16 protein-coding genes and 6 pseudogenes are annotated in these 14,237 nt (G+C 59.5%); 7 read left to right on the forward strand and 15 right to left on the reverse strand.

Going from position 1 to position 14,237, the window contains the following annotated elements:
• Nucleotides 1-18: 18 nt before the first annotated feature.
• A complete protein-coding gene (locus DES43_RS14380) occupies nt 19-765 on the forward strand; it encodes a hypothetical protein (RefSeq protein WP_133675736.1) in 747 nt (248 codons plus the stop codon).
• Between the two features lie 101 nt (nt 766-866).
• Here DES43_RS14380 and DES43_RS14385 read toward each other — a convergent pair whose 3' ends face one another.
• From DES43_RS14385 to map, 3 genes are all read right to left on the reverse strand, one after another.
• Nucleotides 867-2,108 carry a tyrosine-type recombinase/integrase gene (locus DES43_RS14385; RefSeq protein WP_035747296.1) on the reverse strand — a complete coding sequence of 414 codons (1,242 nt, stop codon included), beginning with the start codon at nt 2,106-2,108 and terminating at the stop codon, nt 867-869.
• A gap of 155 nt (nt 2,109-2,263) precedes the next feature.
• Nucleotides 2,264-2,917, reverse strand: a complete 654-nt coding sequence (locus tag DES43_RS14390; protein ID WP_133675738.1) for a JAB domain-containing protein — start codon at nt 2,915-2,917, stop codon at nt 2,264-2,266.
• Nucleotides 2,918-2,974: 57 nt separating this feature from the next.
• Nucleotides 2,975-3,802 carry a type I methionyl aminopeptidase gene (gene map / locus DES43_RS14395; protein WP_035025450.1) on the reverse strand — a complete coding sequence of 276 codons (828 nt, stop codon included), beginning with the start codon at nt 3,800-3,802 and terminating at the stop codon, nt 2,975-2,977.
• A gap of 207 nt (nt 3,803-4,009) precedes the next feature.
• On the opposite strand from map, the gene DES43_RS14400 reads away from it, so the two are divergent.
• Complete coding sequence (locus tag DES43_RS14400) at nt 4,010-4,306, forward strand: DUF982 domain-containing protein (protein WP_035025448.1); 297 nt, start codon at nt 4,010-4,012, stop codon at nt 4,304-4,306.
• Between the two features lie 167 nt (nt 4,307-4,473).
• A complete protein-coding gene (locus DES43_RS22430) occupies nt 4,474-4,791 on the forward strand; it encodes a BrnA antitoxin family protein (protein ID WP_035025445.1) in 318 nt (105 codons plus the stop codon).
• Between the two features lie 36 nt (nt 4,792-4,827).
• Here the strand turns inward: DES43_RS22430 and DES43_RS14410 are convergent, their stop codons facing one another.
• Complete coding sequence (locus tag DES43_RS14410) at nt 4,828-5,130, reverse strand: DUF982 domain-containing protein (RefSeq protein ID WP_035025442.1); 303 nt, start codon at nt 5,128-5,130, stop codon at nt 4,828-4,830.
• Nucleotides 5,131-5,315: 185 nt separating this feature from the next.
• On the opposite strand from DES43_RS14410, the gene DES43_RS14415 reads away from it, so the two are divergent.
• A complete protein-coding gene (locus DES43_RS14415; protein ID WP_051520494.1) occupies nt 5,316-5,570 on the forward strand; it encodes a DUF6074 family protein in 255 nt (84 codons plus the stop codon).
• A 179-nt stretch (nt 5,571-5,749) separates the two neighbouring features.
• Here DES43_RS14415 and DES43_RS14420 read toward each other — a convergent pair whose 3' ends face one another.
• The 4 genes and pseudogenes from DES43_RS14420 to DES43_RS14435 all read right to left on the reverse strand — a co-directional run.
• Nucleotides 5,750-5,938, reverse strand: a complete 189-nt coding sequence (locus DES43_RS14420; protein ID WP_035025439.1) for a hypothetical protein — start codon at nt 5,936-5,938, stop codon at nt 5,750-5,752.
• Between the two features lie 176 nt (nt 5,939-6,114).
• Nucleotides 6,115-6,336, reverse strand: coding sequence for an alkylphosphonate utilization protein (locus DES43_RS14425; RefSeq protein ID WP_035025436.1), 222 nt, complete (start codon nt 6,334-6,336; stop codon nt 6,115-6,117).
• 151 nt (nt 6,337-6,487) lie between these two features.
• A pseudogene (locus DES43_RS14430) lies at nt 6,488-6,730 on the reverse strand (transcriptional regulator); the annotation flags it as partial.
• A 343-nt stretch (nt 6,731-7,073) separates the two neighbouring features.
• Nucleotides 7,074-7,214: pseudogene (locus DES43_RS14435) on the reverse strand (IS5 family transposase); the annotation flags it as partial.
• A 90-nt stretch (nt 7,215-7,304) separates the two neighbouring features.
• On the opposite strand from DES43_RS14435, the pseudogene DES43_RS23375 reads away from it, so the two are divergent.
• Nucleotides 7,305-7,443, forward strand: a pseudogene (locus DES43_RS23375) (helix-turn-helix domain-containing protein); the annotation flags it as partial.
• On the opposite strand, the pseudogene DES43_RS22720 reads toward DES43_RS23375, so the two are convergent.
• From DES43_RS22720 to DES43_RS14455, 4 genes and pseudogenes are all read right to left on the reverse strand, one after another.
• Nucleotides 7,413-7,519: pseudogene (locus DES43_RS22720) on the reverse strand (IS6 family transposase); the annotation flags it as partial. The pseudogenes DES43_RS23375 and DES43_RS22720 sit on opposite strands and share 31 nt — an antisense overlap.
• A 218-nt stretch (nt 7,520-7,737) precedes the next feature.
• Complete coding sequence (locus tag DES43_RS14445) at nt 7,738-8,718, reverse strand: substrate-binding domain-containing protein (RefSeq protein WP_035025682.1); 981 nt, start codon at nt 8,716-8,718, stop codon at nt 7,738-7,740.
• A gap of 41 nt (nt 8,719-8,759) precedes the next feature.
• Nucleotides 8,760-9,572, reverse strand: coding sequence for an ABC transporter permease (locus DES43_RS14450; protein ID WP_035025433.1), 813 nt, complete (start codon nt 9,570-9,572; stop codon nt 8,760-8,762).
• A gap of 4 nt (nt 9,573-9,576) precedes the next feature.
• Entirely contained in the window at nt 9,577-10,413 is an 837-nt protein-coding gene (locus DES43_RS14455; RefSeq protein ID WP_084496449.1) for an ABC transporter ATP-binding protein, read from the reverse strand.
• Between the two features lie 244 nt (nt 10,414-10,657).
• Between DES43_RS14455 and DES43_RS14460 the strand changes: the two genes are divergently transcribed.
• Both DES43_RS14460 and DES43_RS14465 read left to right on the forward strand, forming a co-directional pair.
• Nucleotides 10,658-11,650, forward strand: a complete 993-nt coding sequence (locus DES43_RS14460) for an ABC transporter substrate-binding protein (protein WP_035025431.1) — start codon at nt 10,658-10,660, stop codon at nt 11,648-11,650.
• Nucleotides 11,651-11,896: 246 nt separating this feature from the next.
• On the forward strand, nt 11,897-12,724 hold the full coding sequence (locus DES43_RS14465; protein WP_051611441.1) for an IclR family transcriptional regulator: 828 nt from the start codon (nt 11,897-11,899) through the stop codon (nt 12,722-12,724).
• Nucleotides 12,725-12,807: 83 nt separating this feature from the next.
• On the opposite strand, the gene DES43_RS23185 is transcribed toward DES43_RS14465, so the two are convergent.
• The 3 genes and pseudogenes from DES43_RS23185 to DES43_RS14475 all read right to left on the reverse strand — a co-directional run.
• Nucleotides 12,808-13,716, reverse strand: a complete 909-nt coding sequence (locus DES43_RS23185) for a class I adenylate-forming enzyme family protein (RefSeq protein WP_051520492.1) — start codon at nt 13,714-13,716, stop codon at nt 12,808-12,810.
• 46 nt (nt 13,717-13,762) lie between these two features.
• Nucleotides 13,763-14,086: pseudogene (locus DES43_RS23190) on the reverse strand (AMP-binding protein); the annotation flags it as partial.
• Between the two features lie 67 nt (nt 14,087-14,153).
• Nucleotides 14,154-14,237 (reverse strand): annotated as a pseudogene (locus DES43_RS14475) (IS5 family transposase); the annotation flags it as partial.

The following is a 14,237-nucleotide window of genomic DNA, read 5'->3' on the forward strand; positions in this document are numbered from 1 at the left end:
CGTTTGTAGCGCGAAGCCGTGTCCACGTTTGAAAGCTTTGTCATCACCGGCGGATATCACCCAGATCAATCCATATCCGTTAAGGCGACGCCACCTTTCCGGGCCAGCAGTACCCTTTGCCACGCTGTCGAAAACGCTGGTGGGCGAGTCAAGGACGCGGACATCCGCGGAAAGCTGATCTTCACCATCGGGGGGCGAGATATTGAATGTGCCGTCAAGGAAAAGATGTCTCGCCTGATGAAGCGTCCTGAAGGCGAGGCAGCGAGGTGGAGCGCCTATCCTGACCACCACAATTCTGCGCTGACCTCGTCCGGTCTGCTTCGTGCTCAGATCATCACATGGCTGCCAGGCGAGCAACCGCAGTGGGTCGAGAAGCCGAAGAAGCTCTTCGCTACCCTGATCCCGATAATTGTGGAAACGATTGTGGCAAGCGTTCCGCGACTAATCGAATGGGAGCGCAAGCGTGAAGAAGACCACCGCCGATATCAGGAAGAGGAAAGGCGGCGATGGGAGCTGCGACGCCTGAAGGAAGTGGATGATAGCCGCTGGAATCGCTTCCGATCAGCTGCGACAAACTGGCGCGAAAAGCAGGTCCTTGATGACTTTATCTCGGAGCTGGAGGCAAGATTTTCTGCTGAAGGCGATCAAAGCATCGGCGAGAAGACGACCTCGCAATGGCTGACCTGGGCAAAGGATCGCGCTGCCGAACTTGATCCGTTCACGGACGGGCTGGCTGGCCTGTTTCACGATGTTGGACGGCCGTGATGCCGGAGGCAGTCTATGCCAAGCGGCGTGGGTCGGCGCTGATTCCAGCCCGGGGATAGAGAGCTTCATTGGCAGATATTCCTTGCTGCACGGCCGGGATGTCATGCGACCAGCTTCAGACGCTTCTTCGCCAGCATGGCACGGACGAATTTATCCCATTTCGCCATTCCGGCCCGTTTCTCGGCCATGTAGTTCCAGCGGTCGTAATGCTTCGAGCTGACATCCTGCAAGGCGTGGTTTTGCAGCCGGTCGCGGATTTCCTTCGGAACACCCGCCTTGCCGGCCAGCGTCTTGAACGTGCGGCGCAGGTCGCGGTTCGTGACATAGGGAATCACCCCACGACCCCGCTGCCGCCACATGAACGAGTAGAGCGTGCCGTGGCTGACGGGCCTTGAGGGGTCTTTCGCCGAAGGGAAGAACCAGCCGTATTCGTTGACGTTGATGGAGGAGAGCAATTCCGCCGCCAGGGCCGGCACCGGGACGGCGTGGGGCTGGTCGTTCTTGGTCTTCGACCAATCGATGATCTTCTCCTTCGCGTCCCATTGGTCGATATGCAGGCTCGCGATCTCCTCGACGCGCTGGCCGGTCAGCATGATCAGCCTGACAGCGCGGGTATAGGGCGGATGGACCGGCGTATCGGGGCACTCCAACCAGCGATAGAGCTGGACGAACTCGTCGTCGTCGAGCCAGCGCGTGCCTTGGACCTTCGGTTCCGTCGGGATGCCCGCTGCTGGATTGAAGGGGATGCGGAACCGGCGAGCGGATTGTTGCCGATAGTCGTTGTCGGACTTCATGCCCCAGCTAAAGGCGGCATGAATGTAGGAGCGCACATGGTCGGCCATGGACTTGGCGCCGCGCTCATAGATCGGACGGATCAGTTCGATGATCTCCTCGGCTTCGATCTCTCGGGCGAGACGGTGGCGGCCGAGCGTATCGGCGATCTTGTTGAGACCCTTTTCCGTTTCCTTCCATGACGGCTTTCCGGCTTCCTTGAGCGCGGCCACATATCCCTCGAACAGATCGGCGACCGTGCCGGGACGTGTATCGGTTGCAATCTTGATGCTCCGTCCCTTCTGGATCACATCGGCAAAGTCGCGCTTGTAGATTTCGCGGGCCTGGGCGAGCGACATCGAGGGATAGGAGCCGAGCTTCTTCTTTGTCCGCTTGCCGTCGCGCCACTGCTGCGCCATCCAATCCGCGGTGACGCGCTTCGGCATGGGCTTGAGAACAAGCACCAGGCGGCCGGTGCCGCGTCCTTCGCCATCGGCGAGGTTTTCTTGTTTCTGGCTCATCTCGACGCGCTTCAGCGCGTGTCGGATTGCAGTGTCGGTGAGGGCGGGCATGGCGTTTCCTCCTGTTCCGCAACTGGGATCGGTGGAGGAGAAACGGGGATCGCTAGTTGGGATCGGGAAGCCGTTTTCTACCCCTTTTACCGCCCCCAATTTGACATAACCGCCCCCTGTTCGCAATGGAGAAAATCGTCAATTTTACTAGTGTTTCAATGTGATTGAGCGTGCTTGAACGTGCAGGAAACAGAGGCAGTGGGGTGGTTGTGCACGAGGACGATGGCTGTCGCCGACAGTTCTAGTGCCCGCCTGATCACCTCGCGCGGATAAACCGGCGTGTGGTCGACCGTTCCGGTCTGCTGCACCTCGTCGGCGATCAGACCGTTTTTCTTGTCGAGGAACAGGATGCGGAACTGCTCGCGCTCCTCGAACGCCATCGCCGCCTTGCAATAGTCCAGCACCTGCGACCAGGATGTCAGGACCTCCCGCTCGCGGATCTCGCCGAGCACCATGCGCTGCGCGGCGGCGGCGATGATCTTGAGGTCTAGCGCAACTGCCGGGCCTATGCCTTTCACCTCCTGCAACAGGTTCGTGGGAGCACCCAGAACCTCCGCAAGAGTTCCGAAACGCGCAAGCAGGGCCTTGGCTACGGGTTTGGTGTCGGAGCGCGGTATGAGACGAAACAGCAGAAGTTCGAGCAGCTCATAATCGGGCAGGGCGTTGTGGCCGGAGGATTGAAAACGTTCCCGCAGGCGTTCGCGATGGCCGAGATAATGTGGTTTCTCCGGCGCTATGGCGGTCTTCCGCGTCAGCGTGACGGAGGGTTCCGCCAGAAACCCGTGCGAATCGCCGTTCTTCTTGCTCATACGCTCTGCCAACTCCCCACGCATCGAGCATACCGGCATTGCCGCCTTTGGCGGATGTTATGCCGGCAGGCCGGGACGGTCGAGCCCCCTGGGCGACAGGGTGAATATCTCGCAGCCGGCTTCGGTCACGCCGACCGTATGCTCGTACTGCGCGGAAAGGGAGCGGTCGCGTGTGACGGCTGTCCAGCCATCGGACAGGACCTTCACATGCGGGCGGCCGAGATTGATCATCGGTTCGATGGTGAAGATCATGCCGGGTCGCATCTCCACGCCATCTGTCGCATTGCCATAGTGCAGGATATTCGGCGCATCGTGGAACAGCCTGCCGACGCCATGGCCGCAGAAGTCACGCACCACGGAGCAGCGCTCGCCCTCGGCATAGCTCTGGATGGCAGCGCCGATCGCGCCGATGCGCGAGCCCGGCTTCACGGCGGCGATACCGCGCAGCAGGCATTCGTAGGTCACTTCCAGAAGGCGCTCGGCGGCGCGCTTGATGTTGCCGACGGGATACATGCGGCTGGCGTCGCCATGCCAGCCGTCGACGATGTAGGTGACGTCGATGTTGACGATATCGCCGTCGCGCAGCGGCTTGTCGTCGGGAATGCCGTGGCAGACGACATGGTTGATCGAGGTGCATGTGGACTTGGTGTAGCCGCGATAATTGAGGGTCGCGGGCAGGGCGCCGTTGTCCATGCCAAACTCGAACACGAAGCGGTCGATGGTGTTGGTCGTCACCCCGGGACGGATGATGTCGATGAGTTCATCGAGGCACCGTGCGGTCAGATTGCAGGCCTTGCGCATGCCCGCAAAGGCTTCCTCATTGTACAGGCGGATCTGGCCGGTGTTGCGTAAGGGTGCGGTCTCGGCGTCAAGATAGGTTGTCATGGCTCGGACGACTGGCGTGAATTCGATACGATATCATGTGGCACCGATTGCGCGCCGCTTCAACCCATGCAGCCGAATTGGCGCATCTGTGGAACCTTGGCCGCCGAGCCGCATTGAAAGCACGATGAAGGTGCAGGCCGGGCTGTGGCGCCGGCAATGCGATTGCGTTGCGTGTGACAGCAGGCTTGCGTTGCTGAAGGACTTGAGATGGACAGGCTTCAATTCGCGGTGCCGGTGCGTATCCGGACATCGCCCGATTCTCCGGTTGAGGAAATTTACGGTGTCGAACAGGCGCTGGACTTTCTTCAGAACTGGCCGGTTGGGCGGGAGGGGCCGGTTTTTCAGGCGGCCCTGGATGCCTGTTTTGGCGCGAGCGTCGATATCATTCCCACCGACGATGCCTTTCGTGCGTTGACCGCCTTTTGCCGCATCAGCGGACTTCTCGCCAGAGACATGATCGTGCCGGGCAGTCCTGAAAACGAAACGATGCAGAAGCTCGGCTAGGTACAATCCGGGCGCTGCCGGCGTCATCCCGGTTTGCTGTCTAAATCCCATAAAAATTTAATAAAAACAAATATTTATTTGAATACAATCTCGCTGTTCATATTAACAATCCAGCGATAGGAATCGCAAACAACCTGCTGTCGGGGGTGCATGCCGGAAGCAGTGAGATGTCGATTCGCGGGAAACGATTCAGTGTTGTCCTCGACCCCACCAATCTATGGACCGTGTGGGATGGCGAGGAAGAAACGCCGGCGGTGTTCGGCGATCGGGTGCTGTGCAGCCTCTCCGAAAGCGAGGCGTGCTCGGCTTGCGATGTTCTGAACGCCATTGATGAGCGCCGCCGCTGGCGCCGGCCCCAGCCTGTATCGCAGGAGGGGCTTCGCATGGAAAATGTGCTCGACCCGGAGGTGATTGCAAAATTCAAGGCCACGGGCCCGGGATGGCAGTCCCGCATCAACGAGGTCTTGCGCGCAGCGAAGCTGTGAAGCTCGCTGCACGCCGGGTCACGCAGTCTTTCCCCCTCAGGTTCTCATGCCGCCCGACGGAGCGGTCGACGCCTGTGCCCAGGGCATGACAGCGCCGATGTCTTCCAGGATGCGGTATGACTTCGCGAAACCGACAAAGGCACTGCGGGCAGCGCTGAGCGGATAGTCCGTCTCGAATGCCTTCTGGCAGGCCCGCAGGGCCGTGGCATGGATCGGACCGCGCCTTTTCTGCGGCCAGTCGTACAGGAATTCAAGGGCATCTTCGAGGCACGCGATTTCCTGTATGAGGCTGTTGCCATCCTTTACGAAAACGGGGCTGTCGAACGTCCTTGTGCTCATCAGGTCCTCCTGAATCCAAAGAGCTTGAATGTTGAAAAAAGGTGGATGCGGCGGGGCGCAGTCCACCTCGAGAGGATATGTTCACCGCGACAGCGACTTTCAAGCACCCTTGCGTTTCGATTTTGAATACAAAGAAACGCCGGACGTTCACCAACTGTAAACCATGATCGCTCAAGCATGCCTCCATGGCTGACTTGATTCCTTTCCCGCTTCACTCCCGCACCCGGCTCATCCGCTCCATCGTGGACGACCTCAAGGTTGTGCATGGCCCGGCTGCGAACATCTTCTGGCGCGAGCGCATCGCCGGCATCGTTGCCGACATGCGGCGTTCGGGGCTCGCCGACGACGCGATCCGCAGCGAGATCCTTGGTCTTCAGGATGCGGTTCAGGCCGAATTGCAAGGCAGCTATCTGCATCAGCAGCGGGACGGGACTGCCTGATCCCATCGGGCAGCGCATGCGCAATGTTCTGTAGCGGAAGGGTCAAGCCCGCTCGTGCCGGTGTGCCGCGACAGGGAGTCCGGGCATCTTGCAGTCCGGTGGCATCGCTTGACTTGGCCTAAATGCGGCAGGAACAAAGGTCTGGAGCGGCAGTGTGGATTAACCGGGCGCCAGTCTTTCTAACGACGGATCGATCCGGTCATGAACAGGTCGATGCCGTGCGGCGAGGACTTGTCCGGTTCGCGGGCCGACAGAATGGCAAGGGCCAGCAGGCCGACAAAGGCGGGTGCGAAGAGCACACCAACGCGCGCCAGGCAGATCAGTGTCTCCCAGCGGCGCGGGGCCGGTTTTTCTTCACTTTGGCTCATGCTTCCGGATATGGGCCGTAAGAGTCAAAGTTAAGTTAATTGCGGGCCTTATCGCTCTTCCACGCACGATTACGATGCGGAAGATGCGGCTGGGCGATTGCTCCCCGCCGCTCCGGCCTGCGCCTCGCGCCTTCCCGAACCGGGCCGCGCTTCTCCGTCCGTTTCCAGGTTCGGGATCAGGCTTTCTTCACGAATTCGGTCTTCAGAACCAGACCCTTGACCTGCTTCGTATTGGCTTCGATCTCGCCCGGATTGCCGTTCAGCCGGATGTTCTTCACCATCGTGCCGCGCTTGACGGTTTCCGAAGTGCCCTTGACCTTGAGGTCCTTGATCAGGGTCACGCTGTCGCCATCGCTGAGCTGGTTGCCGTTGCTGTCGCGAACCACGATGTCGGTCATGTTCAGTTCCTTTACTGCATTGCTTCATAACGCCCCCGCCACGCGGGTGCCGGCCAGCAGGCGTTGATGCGATGTATCAGAAGTCGTCGTCGGCGACGATCCCGCCTTCGCCTTCGAGTGTGGCTATACGCCGGACTTCCGAGGAGTTGAATTTGAGGCGCACGCCGGCGCCGCCGCCATTTTCAGGAATGAAGCGGACGCCGAGTTTTTCCAGCGCGGCTTTCACGGCGCGGACATTGTTGGGCAGACCGCTGGCCGGGCCTTCGCTCGATTCCATGCGCCGCAAGGTGGTGACGGAAATATTGGCGAGTTTGGCCAGCCTGTCCTGTCCGATGCCTGCCAGAACCCTGCCGGCTGCAATCTGCCGCCCGCTGACGTGATCCGTTTCGCTCAATATCTCAACCCGCCTTCAGCAAACGCCATGGCTACCATAGCACGGCAACCTGCCCGATCAATCGCGTCGCTTCCGGGGAATATTCAAGGGCGGCGCTCCCGAAGGAGCATTGCCTGAAGCCGCCCCCGCAAGCTCGCCCGAAGGTCCGCCGCTCCCCGATAGATCGCATCGCGCGGCTTCTCATGCCAATGACGAATTGCAAAAGCATGTTACGCAAACGATCTCCCGACGTGGAAGATTAGTTACTGCGGCTTTCGGAACTGTGGAGAAGCGTTTGGAGAATCCGGTACGCCAATGATGGCGAAGATAAGAACTGCGAGGTCATATTATCTCATCAGAATAGCTAGCGCTCGTGGACAAAGGGTATCCATAATTTGACTGCGGCTATTGCGAAAAATCCGAGATGGGATTCCTGTGTTTTATCGTAGCGTGTTGCGACCCGCCGCCAGTTCTTGAGTTTGTCGAAGAGGCGCTCGATCTGGTTACACCTTTTGCATTTTGCTTTGGGTGCATTCTACCTTGAAGTGTGACTTTGCAGCGATATCAATAGCTTATCGCAAGCAAGGATTCACTCGTGAAACGCACCTACTCCCAGATCGATTTGGATGAACGTCGCAAGATCGAGCGTTGGCGCCATGCAGGCGTCACCGTCGATGTGATTGCAGAAAAAGCTTGGCCGACATCGCTCGGCCATCATTTCTTCCAGATCGCGCAGGCTCAAATTGTAGGCCGGATACCACCGCGCGACAGAAGGGTCACCGAGCGGTCAAAATGGCGCCCTTTGAACATGAGACCCTCTCCTCGAATCAGAACCCTCATACTCCGGGCACTGTTACGGCACCGTTTGCGACACACCGGCGAGCTTGCCCGAGCAGCGAATTTTGCTCGGTAAGCAAATGCGAAGCTCCTTAATAAATAGAAATCAAGTTGAAGAATGCCTGCCGCGTCGATGCGGCGAGGTCAGCCGGTTCGCCGGATATGAAGGGGCCGCGAGCGGAGACCTTGGACTATCTCACAAACGGAAACAACTCCTCGAGGTCGATGTGGCGGCCGGAGAGCCCTTCCTGACGGTGCAGTCTCTGCATGTATTCCAGCGCCTCGACGTTGCGTTCGACACCGTATGGCCAGTAGTCATCGCCAAACACCTCTCGGGTGATCTCGACCTCCCGGGAGATCCAAGGCAGCGAAACCTTCGGCACCCAGATACTCAGCGCCATCTCCTCGTAAGCGATCACCTTGGCGGCGCAGAACGCCTGATAGAGCGCAGCGGGTAATCCGGGAAACCGAGCCGCCACGTCATGGCGTATGCCGACGACATGCATGATCGGGAAGACGTTGGTGTCACGGAAGAAGGCGATTTCTTCGGCCCTGTAATCACCGAACAGGCGCACCACCAGCGGATCTTGGCCCTCGGCGCAGCTTGGTGTCCGGAGCGAGATCAGCGCGTCGAGCTGACCGCGTTTTATCATCTCCCCGAGGCTGATGTCGGTCGCATGCTCGATCTCCACGCCATCTACGTTACGTGTGGGACGCCCATCTCGTCTCGTACCCGTCTCGTCGGCGATCCGCCACCGCATATCACCCGGCATGATTCCGTGGCGTTCGCGCAGAAAACCGCGTATCACTACCGCCGCCGTCATGTCGTAGTCCTGTGCACCGATCGTCTTGCCCACGAGATCGCGCGGCGAGGAAATAGAGCGATCGGTCCTGACCCAGATGTTGCCTAGCCGGAAGGCACGGGACAGGAAGACCGGTAGAGCCGCATATCTCGCCGTCCCGGAGGCGATCATTGTCAGCTGATAGCTCAGCGACATCTCAATGACGTCATAGCTCGCGTCAAGAAAGGCATCGTACGCCTTCTCCGGATCGAGAACCTCGTAAACCGGTCGGAAGCCCGATATCCCGACGCGTCCGTCCAGAAGCGGCTGCGTTCTGTCATAGCGCCAGAGGCATACGGAAAGCCTGTGGGAAGCCTGTCCGTCGTTCATCCCGAGCATCTCGTCATCGCTTGAGCCGCCCTGCCTTTACCTCATATCATAACGTGCTCGCTGCTTCCGCGCTGCGAGACATGCCACGGGATCAGCAGTCGTTCGACATATGAGACGACATAGAACAGAACCATTCCGGATATCAGAAGCACCAACAGCGAGGCGAAGACGCGGGTAGTCAGCAGAGTTCCCTGCGAGATGATGATGACATAGCCCAGACCCTGCGAGGAAGCTACGAACTCGCCGGCTATGGCGCCGATCAGCGCGAAGGAGAGCCCTACCTTCACGCCGGAAAACACCGAAGCGGCGGCACTTGGCAGGCGGATGGTGGTCAGAACCTGAAATCCCGAGGCGCGCAGGGACCTTGCCAGATCGAGTGCGTCGGGATCGGCCGAACGCAGTCCCAGAACGCTACTGATTGCGATCGGAAACAGAGCGGAAAGTGCGGCAATGGCGAGTTTGGAGTTAACGCCCGTGCCCAACCATATGATGAAAAGTGGAGCCAAGGCGATCTTGGGAATACTGTTGATGCCGACGATCAGCGTGTAGATGGTCGTTTCGAGAAAGCGCGAATAAACGATGCCGATCGCGGCCAGCATGCCAACCACCAGCGCGATAGCGAAGCCGATCAGCGCTGAACGTATCGTGTAAACAGCGTGGTGAGCGTAGAAGGCGGGAAAGGCAAAGAGCTCGGTCGCTATGTCGGAAGGCGCCGGCAACAACCAGACGGGAGGCGCGAAAACGAAGACTGCCGCTTCCCACATGAGCAGGAGGGCGACCATCGACAGCGTAGCGGAAACGGCCTTCCTGTAGCGGCTGTAGAAGGAGAAATGGTGCTGTGCTGCGCCACTCATGACATCACCTCCGAAAAGCACCGTGTCGCTCGAGCAGCGCCCGGATATGGCTGGAGTAGCGGCCGAATTCCGGTGTCTCCCGGATTTCCAGTTCCCGCGGCCGCGGCAGATCAATCTCGAGCATCTCAAGGATTCGTCCCGGTCCCGGCGACATGACCACTACCCGATCGGACAGAAAGACGGCTTCCTGGATGCTGTGCGTTATGAACAGCACGCTCTTCTCGTCCCGAAGCCATATCCGCTGAAGGACGAGGTTCAACTCATCGCGAGTCAGCGCGTCCAGCGCGCCGAAAGGCTCGTCCATGAGAAGCAGGTCGGGCTCCAGCAGCAGCGACCGACAGATCGCGACCCGCTGGCGCATGCCCCCCGACAGTTCCCATGGATGATTGTGCTCGAAGCCCGCGAGCCCAATCGTGTCGAGAAGGCGCATCGCGCTCTGCCGTGCTGTTTCCGGGTTATGCCCTCGAGTATATCTGATCGGCAGGAGGACATTGTCGACGATATTCAGCCAGTCGAGCAGGATATCTCGCTGAAAGACGATCCCCATCTTGGGCGGCGGCTCCTTGACTGGCCTGCCATTAACGGTGATTAGACCCGACGTGGGCGCGCTCAGCCCGGCGATGCACTTCAGAAGCGTGCTCTTCCCGCAACCGCTGGGCCCAACGACCGATAGAAACTCGCCGGTCGTCAGAGTAAGGCTCACATGGCTCAGCGCCTCGATCGTTTCGTTGCGAGGCGTCTGATATGTCTTGCTCACATCGGATACGCATACATAATCACGGGTGATCGGGCGATCGGACGCGGGGTGCAACCCGCGTTGGCTGCTGGTTTTCTGGGCCATTAGGTCTTCGCTCCCGATCCTTTTCTCGACGAAATCCTACAGGGTCCTTTGCGCAAGGGGCATGCCACACTACACGATATGTTCACACATCGCACGAAACCGGAATATGGAATAAAATTCCGATTATGTAAATAATCATCGAGGCGATTTCTGCTCAGCCATGCTTTCGTATTGACTTCCTTAATTCAATAGTTGATGATAAAAATCGTAATAAAATTCCGAAATATGGGATTTGGAGGTTGTTATGAAGCTGCGTCTAACGCTCGCCACCTTTGTCATCGCGAGTTGCATGACCGGTGCGTCGGCCGCCGATAAAGTCGTCATTCAAACTGATTGGCAGCCCGGCTTCAGTCATGCGGGTCTGTACGCCGCCAAGATGAAGGGCTATTTCGATGAGGCCGGTCTCGAGGTCCAACTGCTCGACGGCAACGGCGGTTCAGCGGCCGTGCAACTGGTCGGCGCAGGCCAAGCTGATGCCGGCTGGGCCTCGATCGCCACGGTCGCCTTCGCCCGGGGCAACGGCGTTCCAGTCAAGTCGATCGCAACTTACATGCGTGCCAGCGAGAACGCGTTGATCGTGCCGCGTGGCGTGCAGAACCTTAAAGAGCTCGAAGGCAAAGCGATTGTCACTACCGCGACCGGAGGGGTGACACCGTTTCTGGACACATTCATCGATGCGGCGGGGAGCCGCCGCGACAAGTTCAACGTAATAACGGTCGATTTCGGCGCAATCTACTCGACCTACATGACCGGTCAGGCCGATGCGCTGCTGTCAGGCGCAGTCTCTGCGATTCCCGAGGTAAGCCATGCCCGGGAATCTGACTACATCACCTTCGATGAGGTCGGCCTCAAATTGCCGGGCTACGGGCTGTTCACTCGTGACGAGGTGCTAGAGGAAAAGACGGATGTCCTGCGGCGTCTTGTCGAGGCAGTCGGAAAGGGATGGGAATACGCGCTCAACGGCAATGAAGAAGAGGTTATCGACGAGATCATCGCCCTCAACCCCGGCAAACAGTTCGATAGGAATCGGGACACTTGGATCGAGCAGGTCCGCCTTCTAAAGCCATTCTTCTATACTGAGTCGGCCTCCGAGGACCTGCGTGAGGGCCGTCCGCTCGGATGGCACTCGCAGGAGGAATGGAGCGCCACGCTCGATCTCTACAGGTCGGTCGGTTTCGCTGCCCACGACGCTAGTCCAGAGGATTACTTCACCAACGAGTTGTTCCCGGCGCCGTGAGGTGCGTCGGCCTCTATCTAGTTCGTGCGCCGAAACATGCCACGTCGTACCTTTACCGGGAGGCGCGACCGCCCTTCGCTACGGGCAGCGGCTCAAAACGGTTGCTTTGTCGGAGGCGGATATGATCTAAGCGTCCCGCAGTTCCACGCTAACGAGCGATGAACATAGCGTCGGAGCACACAACGCTAGTTCAGCATGCCGGCGGGTATCTCTTGATTGGCCTGAACAAACTTCATAGATTTATATATGCGTATGAATGAAAAGCCAAAAAACGACTCGCCACTTGAGCGCTACACGCGAATATTGGAGATTATTTCCGGATTTCCGTCAGGCATAAGTCTTACGCAGATTGCAGATGTGATAGACCTGCCCAAGACGACAGTGCACAGGCTGCTGAAGGGGCTGGTGAAAGTTGGTCTGCTGACCTTCCACAAGGGTGAAGGCGGCAGCTACAAGGCCGGCCCGAGATTCCTGAGGATGCTGTATGCTGGCGCCCCACATCCTTGGGTAGAGGGGCTTACGCGACCAATCCTCAAGCGGCTGGCCAACGAGACCGGAGAGGCGTGCCTGATCGCTAGGCTCAACGACAACAAGATTCGCATGGCTGTTCTTGTCGAACCCGACAACGCGGAACGTGGATATGTCGTGCCGCCGCGTGAACTGTGGCCGCACGCGACGGCCGCCGCCAAGGCGATCTTGGCGTTCCAGCCGCGAGAGGTCGTCGAGGCCATGCTACCGAAGCCGCTTCCGAGGCTGACCGAACGAACCCACACCAATATCGAGGAACTGTTTGCGGAGTTTGAGGAGATAAGGGCCAGTGGGGTCGCGATATGTGCCGCCGAGGATGTTTCCGGCTTCGCCGCCATTGCGTGCCCGATCAATGTTCCGGAAATCGGCGTCATCTTCAGCGTCGGGCTGACGGGAACACTGCAGTCGATCATCGAGGAGCGCAGGCTCTATTACGAAAGGCAGCTCAAGTTTCAAGCCGAGCGGCTTGCGGCCTCGATCCACGCTCGTCTGTCGACAGGCGGATCGCCCGACGAGGGAGAGGCTGAGACTGCCGCCTTCGTTTGAAGAACGAATGCCCACCACGCCTCCGCATCCAGCGGGCTTGGAGCAGGAAGGGCGGCCGGTTGCCGGTCACCGTGGCCGCCAAATCAATCCGCGAAGTTATCATTTTGCACTTTCAGGCGCTCGCGCAGTTCGGTCTTCAAGATCTTGCCATAGTTGTTTTTGGGCAGACCGGACACGAAGACGTAGTGTCTTGGGCGCTTAAAGCGGGCGATGTGGCCTAGGCAATGAGCGTCAAGCGCGTCCTGTTCGGCGTCGCAGCCCTGCGCCAGGACGACGAAGGCGATCACCTCCTCGCCCCAGTCGGGATGTGGGCGTCCAACCACCGAGGCCTCGGCCACACCGGGATAGCTGAGCAGTGCCTCCTCCACCTCGCGCGGATAGATGTTGGAGCCGCCGGAGATGATCACGTCTTTCGACCGGTCGGTGAGCGTCAGGAAGCCATCCTCGTCGAGTCGGCCAAGATCGCCGGTCCACAGCCAGCCCGCGCGCAGCGTCGCAGCGGTCGCCTGGTCGTTGCACCAGTAGCCGGTCATGACTTGTGGCCCTGCAACGATCACCTCGCCGACCTCCCCGGGTGAAAGCGTCGCGCCTTCGCTGTCGACGATACGGAGTTCGACACAGCTTTGCGCCATGCCGACCGAAGCGAGGCGGTCGCGCCAGCCGGGCGTCCCGCGATCGCCGATCTGCGTGCGAGAGAGCGCGGTGATCGTCATGGGACTCTCGCCCTGGCCGTAGATCTGAACGAAGCATGTTCCCATCATGGCGACCGCCTCCTCGATGTCGGCGACATACATCGGTCCGCCGCCATAGACGATCGTCTTGATGCCGTCACCGTTCTCGCCATGCGCCTTCGCGTGCTCGACCAGCCTGCGCACCACGGTCGGCGCGACGAAAAAAGTGACATTGCGCAGACGCTTTGACAGCGAGATGATCTCGCCTGGCTCGAACCCTCCCGGCGGCGGCACGACATGGCGGGGCGCCGGCGCGCACATGGATGAAGTTGTACAGGCCGGCGCCATGCGACATCGGGGCGGCGTAGAGCGCGGCGTCGGCCGGCAGGGGCGGGTCGACGTCGAGCGGATAGCACAGCGCGGCGGCGACGAGGTTGCCGTGAGACAGCATCACGCCCTTGGGTCTACCGGTGGTGCCGGAGGTATAGAACAGCCAGGCGAGATCGTTGTCGCGGCGCTCCGCTGGTCGCGGCAACGGCGCCGCACCGCACAGCGTCCGCCAGTCGTCGCCGCCGACACAAAGCCGTGGAATATCCGCGCACCAACCGTCTAAGCTGCGATCTTCCCCGGACACCACGATGAGCGACGGAACTGAGTCCTCGACAATGACCTCCACCTCTCGCGGATGCAACTTGGCATTGACCGGGACCGCTGCGGCGCCGAGCCACCAGAGGCCGTAGGCTGTAGTGATGATTTAATCATTTCAGCCACATCATGATGCTGGCGATTTTGACGAAGCCGATGAAGTTGGCGGCGAGTTTGTCGTAACGAGTTGCGATGCG

The sequence above is a fragment of the Aquamicrobium defluvii genome, assembly GCF_004363725.1.
Taxonomy (GTDB): Bacteria; Pseudomonadota; Alphaproteobacteria; order Rhizobiales; family Rhizobiaceae; genus Mesorhizobium; species Mesorhizobium defluvii.